Annotated in this window: 20 protein-coding genes; 13 read left to right on the forward strand and 7 right to left on the reverse strand. The window is 66.6% G+C overall.

Annotated features, from left to right (window positions below; translation table 11 throughout):
* Positions 1-170: 170 nt before the first annotated feature.
* Together ACFQRC_RS01415 and ACFQRC_RS01420 are read right to left on the reverse strand one after the other, a co-directional pair.
* Positions 171-3,305, reverse strand: a complete 3,135-nt coding sequence (locus ACFQRC_RS01415; protein ID WP_379956987.1) for a DEAD/DEAH box helicase — start codon at positions 3,303-3,305, stop codon at positions 171-173.
* Positions 3,295-4,110, reverse strand: coding sequence for a Hachiman antiphage defense system protein HamA (locus tag ACFQRC_RS01420; RefSeq protein ID WP_379956989.1), 816 nt, complete (start codon positions 4,108-4,110; stop codon positions 3,295-3,297). The genes ACFQRC_RS01415 and ACFQRC_RS01420 overlap by 11 nt, the downstream gene beginning before the upstream one ends.
* 530 nt (positions 4,111-4,640) lie before the next feature.
* On the opposite strand from ACFQRC_RS01420, the gene ACFQRC_RS01425 reads away from it, so the two are divergent.
* The gene (locus ACFQRC_RS01425) at positions 4,641-5,363 is read left to right on the forward strand and encodes a hypothetical protein (protein WP_379956991.1); all 723 of its coding nucleotides are present in this window, start codon (positions 4,641-4,643) and stop codon (positions 5,361-5,363) included.
* A 37-nt stretch (positions 5,364-5,400) separates the two neighbouring features.
* Positions 5,401-6,870: a terminase large subunit domain-containing protein gene (locus tag ACFQRC_RS01430; protein WP_379956994.1), complete on the forward strand. Its 1,470-nt coding sequence runs from the start codon at positions 5,401-5,403 to the stop codon at positions 6,868-6,870.
* 27 nt (positions 6,871-6,897) lie between these two features.
* Here ACFQRC_RS01430 and ACFQRC_RS01435 read toward each other — a convergent pair whose 3' ends face one another.
* The gene (locus ACFQRC_RS01435; protein WP_379956996.1) at positions 6,898-7,338 is read right to left on the reverse strand and encodes a hypothetical protein; all 441 of its coding nucleotides are present in this window, start codon (positions 7,336-7,338) and stop codon (positions 6,898-6,900) included.
* A gap of 72 nt (positions 7,339-7,410) precedes the next feature.
* Positions 7,411-8,994: a phosphoenolpyruvate carboxykinase gene (locus tag ACFQRC_RS01440; protein ID WP_379960377.1), complete on the reverse strand. Its 1,584-nt coding sequence runs from the start codon at positions 8,992-8,994 to the stop codon at positions 7,411-7,413.
* Between the two features lie 179 nt (positions 8,995-9,173).
* On the opposite strand from ACFQRC_RS01440, the gene ACFQRC_RS01445 reads away from it, so the two are divergent.
* The 8 genes from ACFQRC_RS01445 to ACFQRC_RS01480 are packed head-to-tail and all read left to right on the forward strand — an operon-like array spanning position 9,174 to position 14,652.
* Positions 9,174-9,881, forward strand: a complete 708-nt coding sequence (locus tag ACFQRC_RS01445) for a response regulator (RefSeq protein ID WP_379956999.1) — start codon at positions 9,174-9,176, stop codon at positions 9,879-9,881.
* Complete coding sequence (locus tag ACFQRC_RS01450) at positions 9,868-11,421, forward strand: ATP-binding protein (RefSeq protein ID WP_379957001.1); 1,554 nt, start codon at positions 9,868-9,870, stop codon at positions 11,419-11,421. The genes ACFQRC_RS01445 and ACFQRC_RS01450 overlap by 14 nt, the downstream gene beginning before the upstream one ends.
* Positions 11,418-11,861, forward strand: a complete 444-nt coding sequence (locus ACFQRC_RS01455; RefSeq protein WP_379957004.1) for an HPr kinase/phosphorylase — start codon at positions 11,418-11,420, stop codon at positions 11,859-11,861. The genes ACFQRC_RS01450 and ACFQRC_RS01455 overlap by 4 nt, the downstream gene beginning before the upstream one ends.
* The gene (gene rapZ / locus ACFQRC_RS01460; RefSeq protein ID WP_379957006.1) at positions 11,858-12,796 is read left to right on the forward strand and encodes an RNase adapter RapZ; all 939 of its coding nucleotides are present in this window, start codon (positions 11,858-11,860) and stop codon (positions 12,794-12,796) included. The genes ACFQRC_RS01455 and rapZ overlap by 4 nt, the downstream gene beginning before the upstream one ends.
* Before the next feature lie 13 nt (positions 12,797-12,809).
* Positions 12,810-13,214, forward strand: a complete 405-nt coding sequence (locus ACFQRC_RS01465; protein ID WP_379957009.1) for a PTS sugar transporter subunit IIA — start codon at positions 12,810-12,812, stop codon at positions 13,212-13,214.
* Between the two features lie 3 nt (positions 13,215-13,217).
* Positions 13,218-13,484 (forward strand): HPr family phosphocarrier protein, encoded by a 267-nt coding sequence (locus ACFQRC_RS01470; RefSeq protein WP_379957012.1) that lies wholly within the window; start codon positions 13,218-13,220, stop codon positions 13,482-13,484.
* Positions 13,484-14,287, forward strand: a complete 804-nt coding sequence (locus ACFQRC_RS01475; protein ID WP_379957015.1) for a TrmH family RNA methyltransferase — start codon at positions 13,484-13,486, stop codon at positions 14,285-14,287. The genes ACFQRC_RS01470 and ACFQRC_RS01475 overlap by 1 nt, the downstream gene beginning before the upstream one ends.
* Entirely contained in the window at positions 14,284-14,652 is a 369-nt protein-coding gene (locus ACFQRC_RS01480) for a hypothetical protein (protein ID WP_379957017.1), read from the forward strand. Before ACFQRC_RS01475 ends, ACFQRC_RS01480 begins: the two co-directional genes overlap by 4 nt.
* A 104-nt stretch (positions 14,653-14,756) precedes the next feature.
* On the opposite strand, the gene rmuC is transcribed toward ACFQRC_RS01480, so the two are convergent.
* Positions 14,757-16,133, reverse strand: coding sequence for a DNA recombination protein RmuC (gene rmuC / locus ACFQRC_RS01485; protein ID WP_379957019.1), 1,377 nt, complete (start codon positions 16,131-16,133; stop codon positions 14,757-14,759).
* 119 nt (positions 16,134-16,252) lie between these two features.
* Between rmuC and ACFQRC_RS01490 the strand changes: the two genes are divergently transcribed.
* The 3 genes from ACFQRC_RS01490 to ACFQRC_RS01500 are packed head-to-tail and all read left to right on the forward strand — an operon-like array spanning position 16,253 to position 17,643.
* Positions 16,253-16,639 (forward strand): four-helix bundle copper-binding protein, encoded by a 387-nt coding sequence (locus tag ACFQRC_RS01490; RefSeq protein ID WP_379957021.1) that lies wholly within the window; start codon positions 16,253-16,255, stop codon positions 16,637-16,639.
* Positions 16,639-17,085, forward strand: coding sequence for a hypothetical protein (locus ACFQRC_RS01495; RefSeq protein WP_379957024.1), 447 nt, complete (start codon positions 16,639-16,641; stop codon positions 17,083-17,085). The genes ACFQRC_RS01490 and ACFQRC_RS01495 overlap by 1 nt, the downstream gene beginning before the upstream one ends.
* Before the next feature lie 39 nt (positions 17,086-17,124).
* Positions 17,125-17,643, forward strand: a complete 519-nt coding sequence (locus tag ACFQRC_RS01500; RefSeq protein WP_379957026.1) for a hypothetical protein — start codon at positions 17,125-17,127, stop codon at positions 17,641-17,643.
* Between the two features lie 98 nt (positions 17,644-17,741).
* On the opposite strand, the gene def is transcribed toward ACFQRC_RS01500, so the two are convergent.
* Both def and recR read right to left on the reverse strand, forming a co-directional pair.
* Entirely contained in the window at positions 17,742-18,281 is a 540-nt protein-coding gene (gene def / locus ACFQRC_RS01505; protein WP_379957028.1) for a peptide deformylase, read from the reverse strand.
* Between the two features lie 38 nt (positions 18,282-18,319).
* Positions 18,320-18,916, reverse strand: coding sequence for a recombination mediator RecR (gene recR / locus ACFQRC_RS01510; RefSeq protein ID WP_379957030.1), 597 nt, complete (start codon positions 18,914-18,916; stop codon positions 18,320-18,322).
* Between the last annotated feature and the right edge of the window lie 33 nt (positions 18,917-18,949).

Here is an 18,949-nt window from a genome sequence, read left to right on the forward strand (position 1 = left end):
TGCCGTTCAACGGGCTCGTTGCGATGCCTAAAAGCTGCCGTCGGTTAAAAAACACGCAAGTTTCGACGGAACGGCTCTAGACTTATCCTCCCTGGCACCGCCGTCTCTGGCCGAACCGGACGTGCCGCGGTAGATCGGGACGGTTGCTGCTGCTCGAACAGCCCAGCGACTTAAGGCGACCATCCGCCAAGTTCGGCTGCGACGCCGGTAAAGTAGCTCGGGAACTGGAGCAGGACGGGCCTGATAACGGCCTCCTGCTCACAGGCGGCGCGGACGCCGCCGCGATCGGTCGCAAGGGGCCAGAGCAACCCGAGGAAACCGGCGACGTGCCGGTCCGCGAAACCCGCCTCATGGAAGGCGAGTGCCGCCCGCTCCGTCAGCCCCGTCTTGATCTGGCGCTGGAGCAGCGAGGCGGCGTTATGCAAGGCCTCGTCAACCTCCTCGGCGAGGTCGGCGATCGACGCGACGATCATCGCCACGTCGTAGCCGAAGCCCCCTTCGCAAAGCGCCACGGCATCTTCGACCGTGGGTCTGCGCCGTCGTCCCCCGACTCGCGCGCCCACCTCCACGAAGGTTGCGAGGATGCGCGCATAGCTGTTTCCGGCAACCCACTCATGGAGGGTGCGGGGGATCACGTCCTGATTAGTGATGGCGGTGATCTTACGCGAGGAAGCGAAGCGCAAAGCGATCACGGCAATTTCATCGAGAAGCCGATTTTCTGCAACGGCTGCCTGAAGGGGCGCGAGATTCTCGGCAAGCCATGTCCGCAGTTCGGCGACAGCTGCAGGCGGCAGGGGCGAGCGCCGAATCACAGCCCTCTGATCGCCATCGGTATTGGCGGCGATGGATGCGCCGATTGCCCGGAAAGTTTCAATGAGGCGGGGCTTCGTATCATCCCCGGCGAGGTGGTAGGCGAGTGTATTGGCTGCCAGCTCGGCGATGCGCTCGGCGGCGTCTTCGCCCTCGGCGAAGGTCATGTTTGCGACGAGAAAGGCCGCGATATTCTGGACAGCCCTGGCTCGCCCTTCGATGAACCTGCGGAAATCCGCCCGGCTTATGTTCGGCTCGACCGCAAGGGCGGTATCTACCACTTCCTCAATCTTCGCGGCATCGGCAAATGCAAGGTCCAGCCACTCCGGCTGGATCTCCTGCACAATGGCGGTGCCGCGCTGGATGTAGGGCTCAAACAGCGCCAGAATGGAGCTGCCTGACGGCTCCGAGTTAGCAGCATCGAGCAATTTTACGGTTTGCTGCCAGTTGTACTGGCCGCGTCCGAATTGCTGGCGTTGGTCATAGATGGTCGGAGTCGAGAAGATGACGCTGCCTTCGGTGTGCATACCGGCCCGTCCGGCGCGCCCCATCAGGTTGTGGAAGTCTCGAACGAGGATGCCTTCGCCTCCCTGCTGGGTTGTAGTGACGATCAGGTATTTTAGGGGGAAGTTGACGCCTTGGGCGAGGGTCGAGGTGCAAACCACAAACTTGGCCCGGTCGAACTTCATGGCATGTTCAACCGCCAGGCGAATGCCATGTGGCGTATCTGCATTGTGCGCGAAGATGCCGAGGCGCGCCGCCTGCGTCGCCGGAGCGTCAGCACCTAGCTGAAACTCCGAAAGGAGCCGGATCGCCTCTACCTCCTGAGCGTCGGAGAATGCGACGGGCCATTCGGCCGCGAAGTTGCGCCCGGCCAGTTCGACCGCACGCTTACAGATGGCAGTCACGCTATCCTTGCGCCCACAGAAGACGGCGACACTGCCGTTTCTTACGACGTGAAGGCCGAGGAAGAGGCCCACGTCACTGCCCGACTTCTCGGGAAAGCGCCTCTCTGTCCGCTCACGCGGGCGAGGCTGAAGAATGGTGTCCGCTATGATGCGCGGCACGAAGAACTCGCGATCAGTGGGGTCTTGGGGGTCCACATATTCAAGGCGTCCGCGCTGGTCCTGCCAGCTCGAGAACGCGATGCTTTTGGTCGTCGGTAAGAGGCCGATCCCATCAAGAACCGCTTCGCGGTCGCCGATCAGCCATTCCGCCACATCACCTGCATTGCCGATGACGGCGGAAATCAGGATGATCTGAGTCTCGGGGCGCAGCGCCATGCGGAGCGAGGTGAGCAACAGCTCATAGGTCGGGCCACGCGCCATCCCGTCGAACTGATGGCCTTCATCGTAGATCATCAGGCCGATCCGCTCCGCGAGATCGGGCGCGCGCCGGAGCATGTAGAGCAGCTTCTCCGGCGTGACGATCAACACTGAATCAGCGGCGAAGAGCGCATCGAGCCCGAGGTCGAACTGATAGGAGTCCGAGGCCTCGTCGAGTCGGATATTCTCGTCTTGGAAGGCGGTGACGAGATCGCCCCGAATGTCGTGGCACAGCGAGCGATACGGGGCGACGATCACCGCAAGATGCGCGCGCTGGGAGAGGAAGGCTGAGCGGATGATTAGCTCGGTCGCGCGCGTTTTACCGGCACTGGTCGGCATTTGGATAACGGCCGACCTCCCCCCGAGCACCCCGGCATCGGCAATGCGCTGCTGGGCGGGCCAAAGCTCGATCGGGAATCGCGGCTTCGCGAGTGCCGGTCGCCACAACTCCGCATCGAGGCCCGATGCAAGCGGGAGGATCGTGCGAGCCGCATTCCGCAGCTTGAGGGCGCAGACTGCGCCGATCACATCGGCATAGAGCAATTCGCGCGGCGAGCCGTTTGCGTGGAAGTAGTCCCGCAATTCGCCGATGGCAGCGGCCACTAGCTCGGCCTCGCCATTAAGGCGGAAGAATTCCGACAAGGCATTGAGAAGCGCGCTCGTCCTCTCCTGATGGTCATGTGCCGCGTCGATCGCTGAGAACTTGTTCTGGAGGATCGCGTAGAGGAGAAAACCGAGCCCGCCAGCGATTTGGAGGTCTGGCGGGTCCATGTGACGGACGATGACGGCAGCGCTGCCGACGCTGCCGCCGATGTAATAGGTCGCGGCGCATAGTAGCGACAATTCGGGCGTCAGCTCCGCATCCAACTCTGCGTTGATATAGGCGTCGAAGAAGATCGACGAGAAGCGCAGCGATGTTTGCGGGTCCGCCTCGTCCTCTTCCCAACCGGGCGGCGTGGGGAAGGCTTGGGGGGCGCCCACCAGTTCACCGCCGATCTGATCGGCGACGGTGGATGCCACGTCGCCAAGAATTGCAATGGCCAGCCCGAAGAGGATGCCGGGATCACGGGGAAGCTGATTGAAGTCGATCTCAGCAACACGGAACTCGCGCATTTTCGCGCGGGCGCGTGTGGTCGAGAGGACGTTGCGAGCGCTGGCTTCAGGCTTCATCCGCCGCCCTTTCATAAAGGGCGTGGATCAGCGTCATCATGGACGGCCCCTTGATGACGATAAGCCTGATGTTCGCCGCGTTGTGATGCGCCGATGCGTCGGTGACGGTCAGGTCGGTTTGCCCGAACACATCGTCGTCGAGGATCGCGGCTGCGCCGTTGATGCGCCGGAAGGGCCTGTCGGCCATATCCTGGAAGCGCTTCACGCGATCCGCGTCGTCGATCGCACCGCGCCGGACAAACTTCTGTTTGATGGCATTGAGGCTCATCGCCTCCCGAAGTTTGTCCTTGTCGCTATCCTTGATGGCGTCCTGCAACCGGTTGTTCGCCGAGGCCGACATCCCGGATTTCGTCTCGAAGATAAAGAGTTCATCGTTGGGGCTGACGTGCCCGTCAGCGACTAACTTGAAGCCGATGACATCGCACCCCTTGGTCGAGTCATTGCGATTCCAGCGCTCCTGATAGCGCAACTCGCGCGGGCACCAGTAGCCGAGGACATATTCGATGTAGTCGGCGACCAGTATCTCCCCGAAATCGCCCGAGCGCAGGCTCGGGCCGGGGATCTGTGTCCGATCGGGAAGCAGGGTCTGACGCAGGTATTCTGCATTGGTCAGCCCCGTGCCATCGACCATGATCGGAAGGTCTTCGTCTGAGATATAATGCTGGCGGAAGTGGGCGGCCCAAGCCGACAAGACGGCTTCGTTCTCCTGCGGATTGAGTTCCCAAATCTCGATCTCGCGCCCGCAAGCGGTATTCTGACGCTCGCCGGTATCAACCAACCAATCCAAGTGTCCGGGCTTCGGCACCAATAATTCCCTCCCCAACCTGCCGATATTCATTCTTTCGGACGTATAGTTATCGTGCCGCCCATAACCAGCTTTTGGTGCAGCCAACCATATTCGATTCAACCGGCATCGGCCAAGTCGCTCAACCTGACGGGTGTTGCTTCGCTAGCCACGGCACCATTATGCCGCGATCCCGGACCCAGCCCGGGACAGGCAATCGGGTTCGCCTGGGCGGCCGGACGCCCCGTCGGCCGGGCTGGGGTCGACTCCGGCCTGGCTTGCGAGCGCTCGCGCTCGCTGCGCCGGAAGTCACGGCAAAGCCGTGGCGTCGATCGGCTCGGGCTTCGTCCGGCCGTCGGCCGGCCGGGTCGTGTCCGACCGCTGCTTCGGGGCCGCTGCGCGTCCGCGGCGCTGCGGCAGGCACGACCTTGGCTCACCCCTCCGGTAAAAAACGCTTTCCTACAATGTTCCATGCATGTTCTAATTCCCTCATGGGCGGGAAGACTGATTCGGGGCGGCGGCGGATCGACAATGCGGCGAAGGCGCGCTTTGTGGCGGCGTTGCGGGCGGGGATGGCGCGGGACGCGGCGGCGGCGGGGCAAGGATTCTCCTCCCCGGCCTTTTACTGCGTGAGGAAGCGCGATCCGTTGTTTCGCTCCGCCTGGATATGGGCGGTGGAGCTTTCCGCCGTCGAGCAAAGGGAGGCGCGGCGGTCGGCCGGGCTGCTCGCGGCGGCCGGGGCGGACGACATCCAGCCGAACAATTTGCGGATCTTGCAGCGCCGGCGGGGGCGCGGGATCGCGTTCACCGACGCGCGCAAGCAGGCGTTCCTCGACCATTTCGCCGGCACCGCCGACGTCCAGGCGGCGTGCGATGCCGCCGGCGTCCATTATTCGACCGTCTACAAGCATCGCCGCACCGACGCCCGGTTCGCCGCCGGCTGGGACGAGGCGCTGGCGCAGGCCTATGCGCAACTGGAGGCCGAGGCGGTGCGCCAGCGGCTGGAGGGGCAGCGGCGGGCGGCCTTCGAGCCGCGGGCGACGGGTGAGATGACCACGGAATTCGAGCGCGTGATGAAGCTGCTCGGGCGGTGGGACCGGCGCCACGGCCCCCCCGGGGCGCGCGAGGTGCGGGCCGGGTGCCAGCGGCGCTGGACCTTCGACGAGGCGATCGTGGCTCTCGACAAGCGCCTCCGCGCGCTCGGCGCCCGGCGCGGGCTGGACAGCGAGCCCATTCTGATTCCGCCGCCGCCGCCGCCGGAGGAAGACGAGTGATGCGCGCCTCGATCCTCCCCGGAACGGGGAGGATTGAATGACCCGCGCCGAAGCGCTGGCCGTGCTCGAGGATCTGCTGCGGCTGCCGCCGGGGCGGCGGCGGGCGGCGATCGCGGGGCTGCCGGAGGGGGCGGTGCGGGCGATCGTCGAGGAATGGTGGTGGCAGGCGCATGGCGGGCAGGCCGAGCCGCCGGCCGGGGCGGACGGCCTCGCCTGGCGGATCTGGGCGATCGTCGCCGGGCGCGGCTTCGGCAAGACGCGGGCCGGGGCGGAATGGGTGTGGGCGCGCGCCCGCGAGGATCGAAACGCGCGGATCGCCCTGGTCGCCGCGACCCTGGACGAGGTCGCGCGGGTGATGGTCGAGGGGGAAAGCGGGCTGCTCAGCCTGGCGCGCTGCGACGAGAGCCCGCGCTGGATCGCGGGCCGGGGGGTTTTGCTCTTCCCGTCGGGGGCGGAGGCGCATGCCTTTTCGGCCGAGCGGCCCGAGAAATTGCGCGGGCCGCAGCATCATCATGCCTGGTGCGACGAGCTGGCGAAGTGGCCGGGCGCGGGGTCGCCCGGCCACCCGGGCGCGGGGTCGCGACAGAGCAAGGCGGACGCGGCCTGGAACAATCTGATGCTCGGGCTGCGGCTGGGCGAGCGGCCGCGCACCCTGGTCACGACGACGCCGCGGCCGGCGCCGCTGCTGAAGCGCATCCTCGCTCTGCCGCGCTGCCACGAGACCAGGGGCCGAACCGCCGACAATCCCCACCTCGCCGCCGATTTCCTGGAGGCGATGGACGCGATGTACGGCGGCACGCGGCTGGGGCGGCAGGAGCTGGAAGGGCTGTTGCTGGAGGAATTTGAGGGCGCCTTGTGGACGCGGAAGATGCTGGAGAGCGCGCGGGGCCCTGCTCCCTCTCCCCGTCGGGGAGAGGGTTGGGGTGAGGGGGTTCCGAGTCACCGCGAACCCGCCGGCGCCGTTCCCCCTCTCTCCATCTCTCTCCCCGCCGGGGAGAGAGGGTCTTTCGCCCGCGTCGTCGTCGGGCTCGATCCGCCCGCCTCGACCGGCGGCGATTCGTGCGGCATCGTCGTGTGCGGCAGGGATGCGGAGGGAATCGCGCACGTGCTCGCCGACCTCAGCGCGAGCGGCCTCTCGCCCGAAGCCTGGGCGCGGCGGGTCGCGGAGGCGGCCGCGCTTTACGGCGCCGGCAAGGTGGTCGCCGAGAAGAACCAGGGCGGCGACATGATCGCCAGCGTACTGCGCGCCGTCGACGCCGACCTTCCCGTCCGCCTCGTCCACGCCACGAAGAGCAAGGCGGCGAGGGCCGAGCCGATCGCGCTCAGGTTCGAGACCGGCCGCGCCCGGCTGGCCGGGCATTTCCCCGAGCTGGAGGACCAGCTCTGCGCGCTCACCTGGGCGGGCTATCAGGGCGCGGGCTCGCCGGACCGGGCGGACGCGATGGTGTGGGCGATGACGGAATTGTTCGAGAAGGAGCGCGCGGCGCCGCGGGTCTGGGTGCTGTGATCGCCGGCTCGGACCCCGAAGGTCATTCTACACGGTAAGGTCAGGCTCCACCCATCCCAGCCGCGCTTCCTTCGAGAATAGCCGCTCCGGCGTGTAGAACCTCAGCGGCCAGTCACGCTGGCCCTGCGGCGCCCGCAGCAGGGCATTCACCTTTTCCGCCAGCGGCAGCTTGGCGTCGGTGCGCGCGAGAAACGCCCGCGCGCCCCGGATGGAGATCTGCGTGATCGTCTCGTGATAGCCCTGCGTCTCGTCGTTCACGCCGCCGACGCTCTCGTTATAGCGGCGGATGAGGGCGGGGAGGTCGCGCTCGGGCAGGATTTCGGGGCGCTCCAGCAGCAGCCAGAGGCAGGTCGCGAGATGGGCCTCGTGGGTCCATTCCGCCCTGGGCAAAGTGCGCGCCAGCATGGCCTCGCCCAATCGGCGGACGGCCTCGTCGTCGGCGAATAGTCTCGGTTCATGGTCGTTCATGGCTCGCTCCCATAGAAAAGGGGCGCCCCGGCCGTGGCCGACGCGCCCCTTTTCGGGTTGTGGTGTGTAGCGTCAGGCGGCGGTGGGGGCGGCTTCCTTCACGCCTTGGTCGACATGGGCTTCGAACTTGGCGAAATTGTCGATGAAGAGCTTCACCAGCTTCGCCGCGGTCGCATCATATTCGGCCTTGTCCGGCCAGGTCTCGCGCGGCTCCAGGATCGCGCTGTCGACGCCCGGCACGCTCACCGGCACCTGGAAGCCGAAATTGTCGTCGGTGCGGAATTCGGCATTGTTGAGGCTGCCGTCGAGCGCGGCGTTGAGCAGAGCGCGGGTGGCCTTGATCGGCATGCGGCTGCCGACGCCATATTTGCCGCCGGTCCAGCCGGTGTTGACCAGCCAGCAATCGACGGCGCCCTTCGCGATCCGCTCCTTGAGCAAATTGCCGTAGACGCTCGGGTGGCGCGGCATGAAGGGGGCGCCGAAGCAGGTCGAGAAGGTCGCCTCGGGCTCGGTGACGCCGATCTCGGTGCCGGCGACCTTGGCGGTGTAGCCCGACAGGAAGTGATACATGGCCTGGTCGGGCGTCAGCTTGGCGATCGGCGGCAGCACGCCGAACGCGTCGGCGGTCAGCATGACGATGTTCTTCGGCACCGGCCCCATATTCTCGTCGGACGCATTGGGGATGAAGTCGATCGGGTAAGCGCCGCGGCTATTCTCGGCGAGGCGGTTGTCGTCGAAGTCGAGCTCGCGGGTGACCGGGTCGATCACCACATTCTCGAGCACCGTGCCGAAGCGGCGGGTGGTGGCGTAAATTTCCGGCTCCGCCTCCTCGGACAGCCGGATCATCTTGGCGTAGCAACCGCCCTCGAAATTGAACACGGCGGTGTCCGACCAGCCATGCTCGTCGTCGCCGATGAGGGTGCGGCTGGCGTCGGCCGACAGCGTGGTCTTGCCGGTGCCCGAGAGGCCGAAGAAGACGGCGGTGTCGCCGTTGGGGCCGATATTGGCCGAGCAGTGCATCGGCATCACGCCCTTCACGGGAAGCAGATAATTGAGCACGCCGAACACCGACTTCTTCATCTCGCCGGCATAACGGGTGCCGCCGATAAGGATCAGCTTCTCGGTGAGGTTGACCGCGATGACGGTCTCCGAGCGGCAGCCGTGGCGGGCCGCATCGGCGCGGAAGCTCGGCAGGTCGATGATCGTGAATTCGGGGACGAAGCCGTCGAGCTCACCGTCCTCGGGGCGCACCAGCAGGGTGCGGATGAACTGGTTGTGCCAGGCGAGCTCGTTGACGACGCGGACGCGGACGCGATGCTCGGGCTGCGAGCCGCCGAACAGGTCGGCGACGAAGAGCGTGTCCTTCTTCGCCACCTCGGCCAGGAAATCCGCCTTGAGCGCGGCGAAATGCTCCGGCGTCATCGAGGCATTATTGTCCCACCAGATCGTGCCCTCGGTCTCGCCGTCGCGGACGATGAACTTGTCCTTGGCGGAGCGGCCGGTATGCTTGCCGGTCTCGACGACCAGCGGACCATGCTTGGCGAGAACGCCTTCGCCGCGGCAGACCGCCTGCTCGACCAGGGCCGGCGTCCCCAGATTCCAGTGCAGCTCGGCTTGGGTTTCGATGCCCTGTTCGGCAAGTCCGTGGGCGGGCACGCGATTGGCCACGATATTCTCCTGTTGTTTGTCGACCGATGCGGCAAGGGGTGCCGCCCTCTGTGTTCCGCCCGCATATATAAGAGCTTGGGGCGCGTCAAAAACAACGCGCTTCCGCTGGTTGCGAGCAACGGCCGCATTGGCTAGACCCTTGCCTCTCCCCGGCGGAAGGCGGATCAATGTCGGTAACGATCGCGCTCGTCGATGATGACCGCAACATCCTCACCTCGGTCTCGATCGCGCTCCAGGCCGAGGGCTTCGTCACCCGCGTCTATTCCGACGGCGAGGCGGCGCTGAAGGCCTTGGCCGACAATCCGCCCGATCTCGCCATCCTCGACGTCAAGATGCCCCGGATGGACGGGATGGAGCTGCTCCGGCGGCTGCGCGAGAAGAGCGCGCTTCCCGTCATCTTCCTCACCTCCAAGGACGACGAGCTGGACGAGGCGCTCGGCCTCGCCATGGGCGCCGACGATTATATCGCCAAGCCCTTCTCGCAGCGCCTGCTCATCGCCCGCATCCGCGCCGTCCTGCGCCGCGCCGAGATGCGGGCCCTGCCGCGCACCGAGGAGGAGGCGGCCGAGCCCGCCCAGATCGTCCGCGGCCGACTGTCGATGGACCCGGCGCGGCACCGCGTCACCTGGGAGGGGCGCGACGTGACCCTGACCGTCACCGAATTCATGATCCTGGAGGCGCTGGCGCAGCGGCCGGGCGTGGTCAAATCGCGCAACCAGCTGATGGACGTCGCCTATCAGGACGACATCTATGTCGACGACCGCACCATCGACAGCCATATCAAGCGCCTGCGCCGCAAGTTCCGCGCGATAGACGGCGAATTCGGCGCGATCGAGACGCTCTACGGGGTGGGCTACCGCTTTGCCGAGGAGTGACGAGAAGGATCTGGCGCTGCGCTGGTCTGGCCGGCTCTCGCTCACCCAGCGCATCCTCGCGGTCAACATCTTCGCGCTGGCGATCCTGGCGGGCAGTTTCTTCTACCTCGACAGCTACCGCGAACGCGCCATCGAAGGCCGGCTGCGGCAGATCGAGACCGAAGCGAGGCTGATCGCCACGGCGCTCGCATCGACGCCGGCGGACGCGCGCAAGTCCTTGCTCAACCGGCTCGGCGCCCAATCGGGAAACCGGCTTCGCCTGTACGAGGCTTCGGGCGGCAAGGCGATGGACAGCTGGGCGGGCGCGCCGGCCACCTATACGTTGCGCAACCCCCTGGCCGAGCCGTGGGAGAAAAAGGCGGCGCGAGCTCTCGACAATGTCGTGGACGCGATCGTCGGAGCCGCGCGGCCGCCGGCGTTCGTGCCCGACCGGAACGAGAGCCTCGCCAACTGGCCGGAAGCCCGGACGGCGCTGATGCAGGGTCGATCGACGGTGGCGCTGCGCCAGGCGCCCGAAGGCTCGCCTTTCCTCTCGGCGGCCGCGCCCGTCGCGGGCGGACAGGTGCTGCTCGTCACCAGCAATGCCCGCGACATCCGCACGCAGGTGAGGAGCGAACGACTGACGCTCGGCTTCATCATCGCCGGCACGACCCTCCTGTCGGTGCTGCTGTCGCTGTTCCTCGCGCGGACCATCGCGCGGCCGCTCAGGCGGCTGGCGCGGGCGGCGCAGCAGGTGAGGCTCGGCCGGGCGCGCGAAGTCGACGTGCCTTTGCTCCCGGCGCGGCGCGACGAGATCGGTCTGCTCGCCCGCGCGCTCCACGACATGACCGAGGCGCTACGCGACCGGATCGACGCCACCGAGGCCTTCGCCGCCGATGTCACCCACGAGCTCAAGAACCCACTCGCCTCGCTGCGCTCCGCCGTCGATGGCCTCGACCGGATCGACGATCCGGAGCTGCGCCGCCGGCTGCTCGACGTCGTCCGCCACGACGTCGTGCGGCTCGACCGGCTGGTGGTCGACATCGCCGAAGTGTCCCGGCTCGACGCCGAGCTCTCTCGCGCCCGGTTCGAGCCGGTCGATGTCGGCCGCCTCATTGAATCGCTGCTCGGGATGTGGGACGCCCGCGCCGGCGAACGCGGTGTGCGCCTCGCCTTCGCGCGGCCCCGCGCCGGCACCGCGATCGTCATGGGCGAGGAATCGCGCCTCGCCCGGGTCTTCGACAATCTGGTCGACAACGCCATCTCCTTCTCGCCGGACGGCGGGCTGGTCGAGATCGCGGCGGCGCGGATCGGGGAGGATGTCGTCGTCGCCGTCGAGGATGAGGGGCCGGGCATTGCGCCAGAGGCCCGTGAGGCGATCTTTAACCGCTTCCAGAGCATCAGGCCGGAAGGCGAGGCCTTCGGCCGTCATTCGGGGCTCGGCCTTGCCATCGCCAAGGCGATCGTCGAGGGCCATGACGGCCGGATCGAGGCCGAGGACCGCTATGACGGGCGAACCGGCGCCCGCTTCGTCATCCGCTTATCGGGGGTACAAATATGACCATATCGTCCCTCTCATCAGAAACGCTCCACGTCTCCTGCGTCGCCAGAGACGGGCGGGGCATATTGATCGCGGGCCGATCGGGATCGGGCAAATCGGACCTGGCGCTGCGCCTCATCGACCGGGGCGCGACTTTGGTCAGCGACGATTATACCGTGGTCAAAAGGGTGAAGGGCGTTCTGCTCGCCACCGCTCCGCGCAATATCGAGGGGAAGATGGAGGTGCGCGGCATCGGCCTCGTCGAATTCGAGGCGGTGAGCGACATCCCCGTATGCCTCGCCGTCGATCTCGACCGCGACGTCGAGCGGCTTCCCGAAATGCAGGACCCGATGGTGATCGCGGGCGTGAAGGTGCCGGTCATCGGCCTGAGGAGCCTCGAGGCGTCGGCGCCGCTCAAGGTGGAGCTGGCGCTCGCCATGTTCGGGCTTTCCGCCGAATGACCACCGGCCGGACGCCCAAAAGGATATTGCTGGTGACGGGCCTCTCGGGCGCCGGCAAATCGACGGTGCTGCGCACGCTCGAGGATAGCGGCTGGGAAGTGGTCGACAATCTGCCTCTGTCGCTGCTCGAGCATCTCCTTTCGACCCCGCTCTCCAAGGGGTCGTCGCGGCGGCGGCCGCTGGCGGTCGGGATCGACAGCCGCACCCGCGATTTCGACGCCCGGCGGATCGTCGGCCAGATCAAGCGCCTCGCCGCCGATTACGATTATCCGGTCGAGACATTGTTCCTGGAATGCGCCGGTTCGGAGCTGATGCGCCGCTATTCGGAGACGCGGCGCCGCCACCCGCTGGCGCCGGACCGGCCCGCCACCGACGGCATCGCCGCCGAGCGCGACCTGATGGAGCCGCTGAAGCGCTGGTCCGACCATGTCATCGACACGACGGACACCGACGCCAACGCCCTCCAACAGCAGATCAGAGAGCGGTTCGGGGGAGTCAGCGCGCCCTATCTCCACGTCATGTCGTTCGGCTTCGCCCGCGGCCTGCCGCGCAACGCCGACACCGTCTTCGACCTGCGCTTCCTCAAGAACCCGCATTGGGAGGACAGGCTCCGTCCGCTGACCGGGCTCGACGAGGCGGTCGGCGCCTATATCGCGACGGACGAGGGCTATGAGGAGGCGCTGCGCCGGATCGAGGACCTGCTCATCCTCCTCCTCCCCCGCTACCGCAGCGAGGGAAAGTCCTATGTTTCGATCGCTTTTGGCTGTACCGGCGGCCGTCACCGTTCGGTACATGTCGCGGAGCGCGTCGCCGCACGGTTGCGCGAAGCGGGATTTTCGCCCACGGTCGAACATCGCGACCTGGGGTCGCGGCCAAGGGATCCAGTTGAGGGCGCACCGGTCGTGGGGGACCGAGAGGCGCGGACGGAAGATTAGCCAAGGTGTTTCAATGATCGGTTTGGTGCTGGTTACGCATGGGCGGCTCGCGGCCGAATTCATCGTGGCCATGGAGCATGTGGTGGGCCCGCAGCAGCGGATCGAGGCGATCTGCATCGGCCCCGAGGACGACATGGAGGCGCGCCGCAACGATATCGCCGAAGCGATCGCCAAGGTGGACGACGGCGGCGGCGTCATCATCCTCACCGACCTGTTCGGCGGCACCCCCTCCAACCTCGCCATCTCGCTGATGAAATCGGAGTCGGTCGAGGTGATCGCGGGCGTCAACCTGCCGATGCTGATCCGGCTCGAAGGCGCGCGCAAGACGATGGACGTCAAGGCCGCGGTCGCCGCCGCGCGCGAGGCCGGGCGCAAATATATCTCGGTCGCGTCCGAGATATTGGGCGAGACGGTCTAGGCCGTGGCGAGCCGCACCGTCGATGTCCTCAACAAGCGCGGGCTTCACGCCCGGGCCAGCGCCAAGTTCGTGACCCTCGCCGCCGGCCTCGACGCCGCCATCGAGGTGGAGAAGGACGGCTCGCGGGTCTGCGGCACGTCGATCATGGGCCTGATGATGCTGGGCGCGGCTTGCGGCGACACGATCACGATCAGCGCGGTCGGCGACGGCGCCGAAGCGGCCGTGGCGGCGCTGGCGGAGCTGGTCGAAGCCAAGTTCGGCGAGGAATAATGCCGCGCGAGATAAGCGCTTTCTCCAACCCGCTGGTCAAACGGGTCCGGTCGCTGCGCGACAAGAAGCACCGGCGCGAGGAAGGGCTGTTCATGGCGGAGGGCCTGCGCATCCTGGCCGAGGCGCGCGAGGCGGGGCATCTGCCCGACACGCTCTTCTTCGCCGCCAAGAGCGCCCCCCATCCCCTGCTCGACCGGCTGATCGCCGAGACGGAGGCCGACGGCGGCGAGGCGATCGCGACCACGCCCGACATCCTCCACAAGCTTTCGGGCAAGGACAATCCGCAGACCGTGCTCGGCGTCTATCGCGCCTTCGACACGCATCTGGGCCGGATCGACCGCGCCGAGGCGGACCTGTGGATCGTTGCCCAGGCGCTGCGCGATCCGGGCAATCTCGGCACCATCTTGCGCACCGGCGACGCGGTCGGCGCGGGCGGGCTGATCCTGGTCGACGATTGCGTCGATCCCTTTTCGGTCGAGGCGGTGCGGGCGACGATGGGGGCGCTGTTCACCCAGCGCATCGCCACCGCATCGTGGGAGGAATTCGTCGCCTGGCTGCGCGCCGGCGAGGGCGAGCTGATCGGCACCAGCCTGGCCGCCACGACGGACTATCAGGCGCCGCGCTACGCCAGGCCCGCCTTCATCCTGGTCGGCAACGAGGCCCAGGGGCTCCCACCCGCCTATGAGGCGGAATGCGACAGGCTGGTGCGGATGCCGATGCTGGGCAAGGCGGACAGCCTCAACGCGGCGGTGGCGACGGCGGTGATGGCCTATGAGGTGATCAACCAGTGGAGGCACGCATGAGGATGTCCATCGCGTTCGCGGCGCTCGCCGCTTCGGCTTGCGTTACCCCTTCCCCGCGGCCGACTGTGGCGGACAGCTATCGCGCGCTCGGGCAGGAGCCGGGGTGGAATGTGACCATCGACGGCGGCCGGATCGACTATGTCGGCAATTATGGCGAGACGCGGATCAATGTCGCCCGGCCCGACCCGCGCACCACCTTCAACGGCCACCGCTACGAGACCCCGCGCCTGATCGTCGACATCACCCACGCACGCTGCAACGACGCGATGAGCGGCCATGGCTATGCCGACACGGTGATGGTGATCGCCGACGGCGAAACCTATCATGGCTGCGGCGGCGAGCGGCGGGCGGACTGGGACGTGTGAGCGTAGAGTCGCCATCCTGAACTTGTTTCAGGGTCCAGCTTTCCATCCACGGCGAGGCTCGTAACTGGATCCTGAAACGAGTTCAGGATGACGAGGTGGCGGGTCTATTCCGCGGCCTCTGCTTCGGCGGTGTCGAGCTTGGTCAGCGCGCGCGGCGGGGTGTCGACGATGGGCAAGGTCTCGATGCTCTTGCCGCCGGTATCGACCTTCAATGCCTCGAACCGCTTGGCCTGGGTCAGCACCTGGCTTTCGAGGCTGCCGACGAAATCATTATAGGCGCCGGTCGCGAGATTGAGGTTGCGGCCCAATTTGGCGACATGGGCGCCCATCGTCGACAGGCGGCGGTAGAGTTCCTTGCCGACCTCGGCGACCTCCTTGGCCTGGGCGGCCAGCGTTTCCTGCCGCCACATGCCGGCCATCACCTTGGCGAGCGCCAGCATGTTGATGGTCGACGCGATGATGACGCCGTTGCGATAGGCCGTCTCGATCAGGTCCGGCGCGCGCTCGGCGGCGGCGGAGAGGAAATGCTCGCCGGGGATGAACATGATGACGAAATCGGGCGACAGGTCGAACTGACGCCAATAGCCCTTGCGGCCGAGATCGCTGGCATAGGTCTTCATCGCGGCGGCATGCTGCCCCAGCAATTGCGCGCGGACGGTGTCGTCCTCCTCGTCGAACGCCTGCTCGAAATGAACGAGCGGGCATTTGACGTCGATGACGATGCAGCGGCCGCCGGGCAGGTTGATGACGCAATCGGGCCGAAGCTGGCGTTCGCCGTCGCTGACCGAGCTTTGCAGGCCGAAATCGATATTCTCGGCGAGGCCGGCCGATTCGAGGATGGTCCGGAGCTGCTCCTCGCCCCAGCGCCCCCGGGCCTTGGGGCTGGAGCGCATCACGTTGGCGAGGCGCTGGGTCTCGCGCCGCACATCGGCATTGCCCTGGGTGAGCTGGGCGACGGCCGTCTTCAGCTCGCCATAGCTTCCGACCCGCTCCTTCTCGACCTGCGCCAGATTATCCTCGTACCGCTTCAGCGTCGTCTCGACGGGCTGGAGCAAGGCCTTCAATTTCTCCTCGCTCTTCTCGCCGGCCTGGTTGAAGCGGGCGTCGGCGCGTTCGAGGAAATGCTTTTGCGCCTCGCCGAGCAATTTCGCGCCGACCTCGCTGAACTGGGCGGAAAGGGCGTCCTTGGCCTCCATCAATTCCTTCATCCGCGCGTCGAAATTGCGGCTGTCGGCCTTCATTTCCGCATTCTCGCGGAGCGCCTCGTCGCGCTCGCCGCGAAGCGCGTCGACCTGGGACTGGAGCAGCGGCACCTGCTTCGCCCGCTCCTCGGCCGCGGCGAGATCGGCGATCGCCTGGCGGAAATCGTTGAGCCGCGCGTCGCGCTCGGCGCGAAAGGCGGCCGCCTGGCGGTTGCCGACATACCAGCCCGCGCCAAGGCCCAGGAGGAGCGCCACCACGGCGAAGAGCATCGGATCCATCAGTAAAACCCCGGCTTGGAACGAATAGCGAACCTAGAGCAGGTGGCCCCGGGGCTCAAGAGCGATCGGGAACGACGGGGCGAAAAGCCCGTTCGCTTCCCGAAACGGAGGATAATTCCATGTCCATCGCCAAGATGATCGCCGCCCACCCGCAGGTCGCCGGCAAGCTCAACGAACCGCTGGCGCTGGCGGTGCGGCACGCCATGTTCTGCTCGGCGATCTGCACGTCCTGCGCCGACGCCTGCTCGGCCGAGAAGATGGACATGCGCCAGTGCATCCGCACCTGCATGGACTGCGCCGACATATGCGACGCCACCTTCAAGGTCGCGACGCGGAGGACGGGCAATAACGAATTGCTGATGGAGGAGATGCTGACGCTGTGCATCACCGCCTGCGACATCTGCGCCGAGGAATGCGCGCGCCACGACAACGACCATTGCCGCCGCTGCGCCGAAATGTGCCGCGAATGCGCGCGCGACTGCCGCGCCGCGCTCGAGACGTTCTGATGGAGTTGCAGAGCAGCGAGACCGTCGATCTGGCCGTCCAGCTCGGCGCATCGATGCTGCTGGTTATCATCTGCTCGGCTATCCACGGCATCGGTCTGGTTGGCGCCACTCGCCTTCTCAACCTGCGGGAAGACCGGCTGAAGGAGCATGATTTGGATTTTTCCGCGTTGCTGTTGATGTGTGGAATGGCGGTGTGCCTGTTCCTTCTGCACATGGTGGAAATAACGGTCTTCGCGTTTTTCTATCTTCTGGTCGGCGCCATAGGATCGCTGGAAGAGGCGATCCACTATTCCGCCGCGGCCTACGCCACGCTCGGCGGCACCGCCGAATATTTTCCCGACGACTGGGCGCTGATGGGCTCGATCGAGGCGGTCATCGGTTTCCTGCTGCTGGGCTGGTCGACTGCCTTCATCGTGCGCAACGTCAACCGGCTGCGCGAAAGCTGAGCCGTCGCAACCCCTCGCCGTCCGATGCATTGTAACTGCATGACCCAGCGAACCTCCCGCTTGCTATCGGCTTCGATCACCCTTGCCGTCATGGCGTCACTCACCGGTTGCGGGGGTGATTCCCCCGAAGACGCCGGTCAGGCCGAGCCGGAAATGCTGGTGCCCGAGGCGGAGGCGCCCATCCCGCCGGCGCCCGAGCCTAGCGAACCGGATGAAGCCTTCGCCGGCAAAGCGGAGGATGGCGCCGCTTTCCCCCCGCCGGGCGCCTTCCGCTTCGTCGGCTTCTGGGCGGCGGAGGCCGACATGTGCGAGACCCAGGCCTGGCGGTTCACCCGGGAAGTGATGGAGACGCCGGCGGGGTCGGTCTGCAAGTTCGTCAACACGACTCCGGTCGATGGCGGCTATGACATCTCCGCCCGCTGCACCGCCGAGGGCCCGCCGGTCGACGACATGCTGAAGATACGCTTCGCCGAATCGGCGCAGGCCATGCTGTTCGAATCGGAGAGCGTGGCCGACGCGGGCCTTTTCCATTGCGGGCCGCTGAACCGAGCGCTCTAGCCTCTCATCATCCCGGCGAAGGCCGGGATCCCAGCACAAGAAGCAGCCGGTGCCTTTTCCGGCCTGAGATCCCAGCCTTCGCTGGGATGACAACGGGCTTAAGCGGCGCGCTTGGCCAATTCTTTCCGGGACTTGGCGAGCTTCTTCAAGACCATGTCTCGCTTCAGCCGGGAGAGATGATCGATGAAGAGAATGCCCTCCAGATGGTCCATCTCGTGCTGCAGGCAGATGCCGAGCAGGCCGTCCAGTTCCTCTTCATGGGTGTCGCCCTTCTCGTCCAGCCAGCGGGCGCGGACGCGGTCGGGGCGCTCGACCTCGGCATATTGGTCGGGGACCGAGAGGCAGCCCTCGCTATAGACCTGGAAAGTGTCCGAGGCTTCGAGGATTTCGGGGTTTATGAACACCCTGGGATCGCGGACGGGATCTCCGCCCTCTTCTTCCGGCTCCTGAAGATCGATGACGAGCACCCGCTTGGGCACGCCGACCTGGATCGCGGCGAGGCCGATGCCGGGGGCGGCGTACATCGTGTCGAACATGTCGGCGATGAGCTTGCGCAGATCGTCGTCCACCGCCTCGACGGGCTTGGAAATCCGCCGAAGCAGCGGGTCGGGAGTCTCGATGATCGGGAGCAGGGCCATGGCGATTCAGCTAGGAAGCGCGGCGGCTTGCGTCAAGCTCAGGCGACGGGCCGCCGTGCCCTGAGCGCCTGGGCCAAGGTGCCTTCATCCAGATAGTCGAGCTCGCCGCCCACCGGCAGGCCGTGGGCGAGCTGGGTGAGGCGGACCGGATAGGGCTCCAGACGCTCGGCGAGATAATGGGCGGTGGTCTGGCCTTCCAGGGTCGCGTTCATCGCCAGCACGACCTCGTCGATGCCGCCGGCGGCGACCCGGCGGATCAATGTGTCGATGCCGAGATCTTCCGGCCTTATTCCTTCCAAGGCTGAAAGTCGGCCGCCAAGCACATGAAAACGACCGGGAAAGAGACGCGAGCGATCGAGCGCCCAGAGGTCGGAGACTTCCTCGACGACGCAGAGCAGGCGGGCGTCGCGGCGGGTGTCGGCGCAGATGGCGCAAGGGTCGGTGGTGTCGACGTTGCCGCAAATCGAGCAGACGGCCAGATTTTCGTTCACCGCTTCCAACGCGCGGAGCAAGGGCGCCATCGCCGTCTCGCGCTTCTTCATCAGATGCAGCACGGCGCGCCGGGCCGAGCGCGGGCCAAGGCCCGGGAGGCGCGCCAGCGCCTGGGTGAGGGTTTCGATCTCGGGCGACGCCATGGCGAGGGGATAGGGGGAGGTAGCGAGGATGGC

Origin of the sequence: Enterovirga sp. GCM10030262, from assembly GCF_042666435.1 — a bacterium.
In the GTDB taxonomy this organism is placed as follows: Bacteria; Pseudomonadota; Alphaproteobacteria; order Sphingomonadales; family Sphingomonadaceae; genus Allosphingosinicella.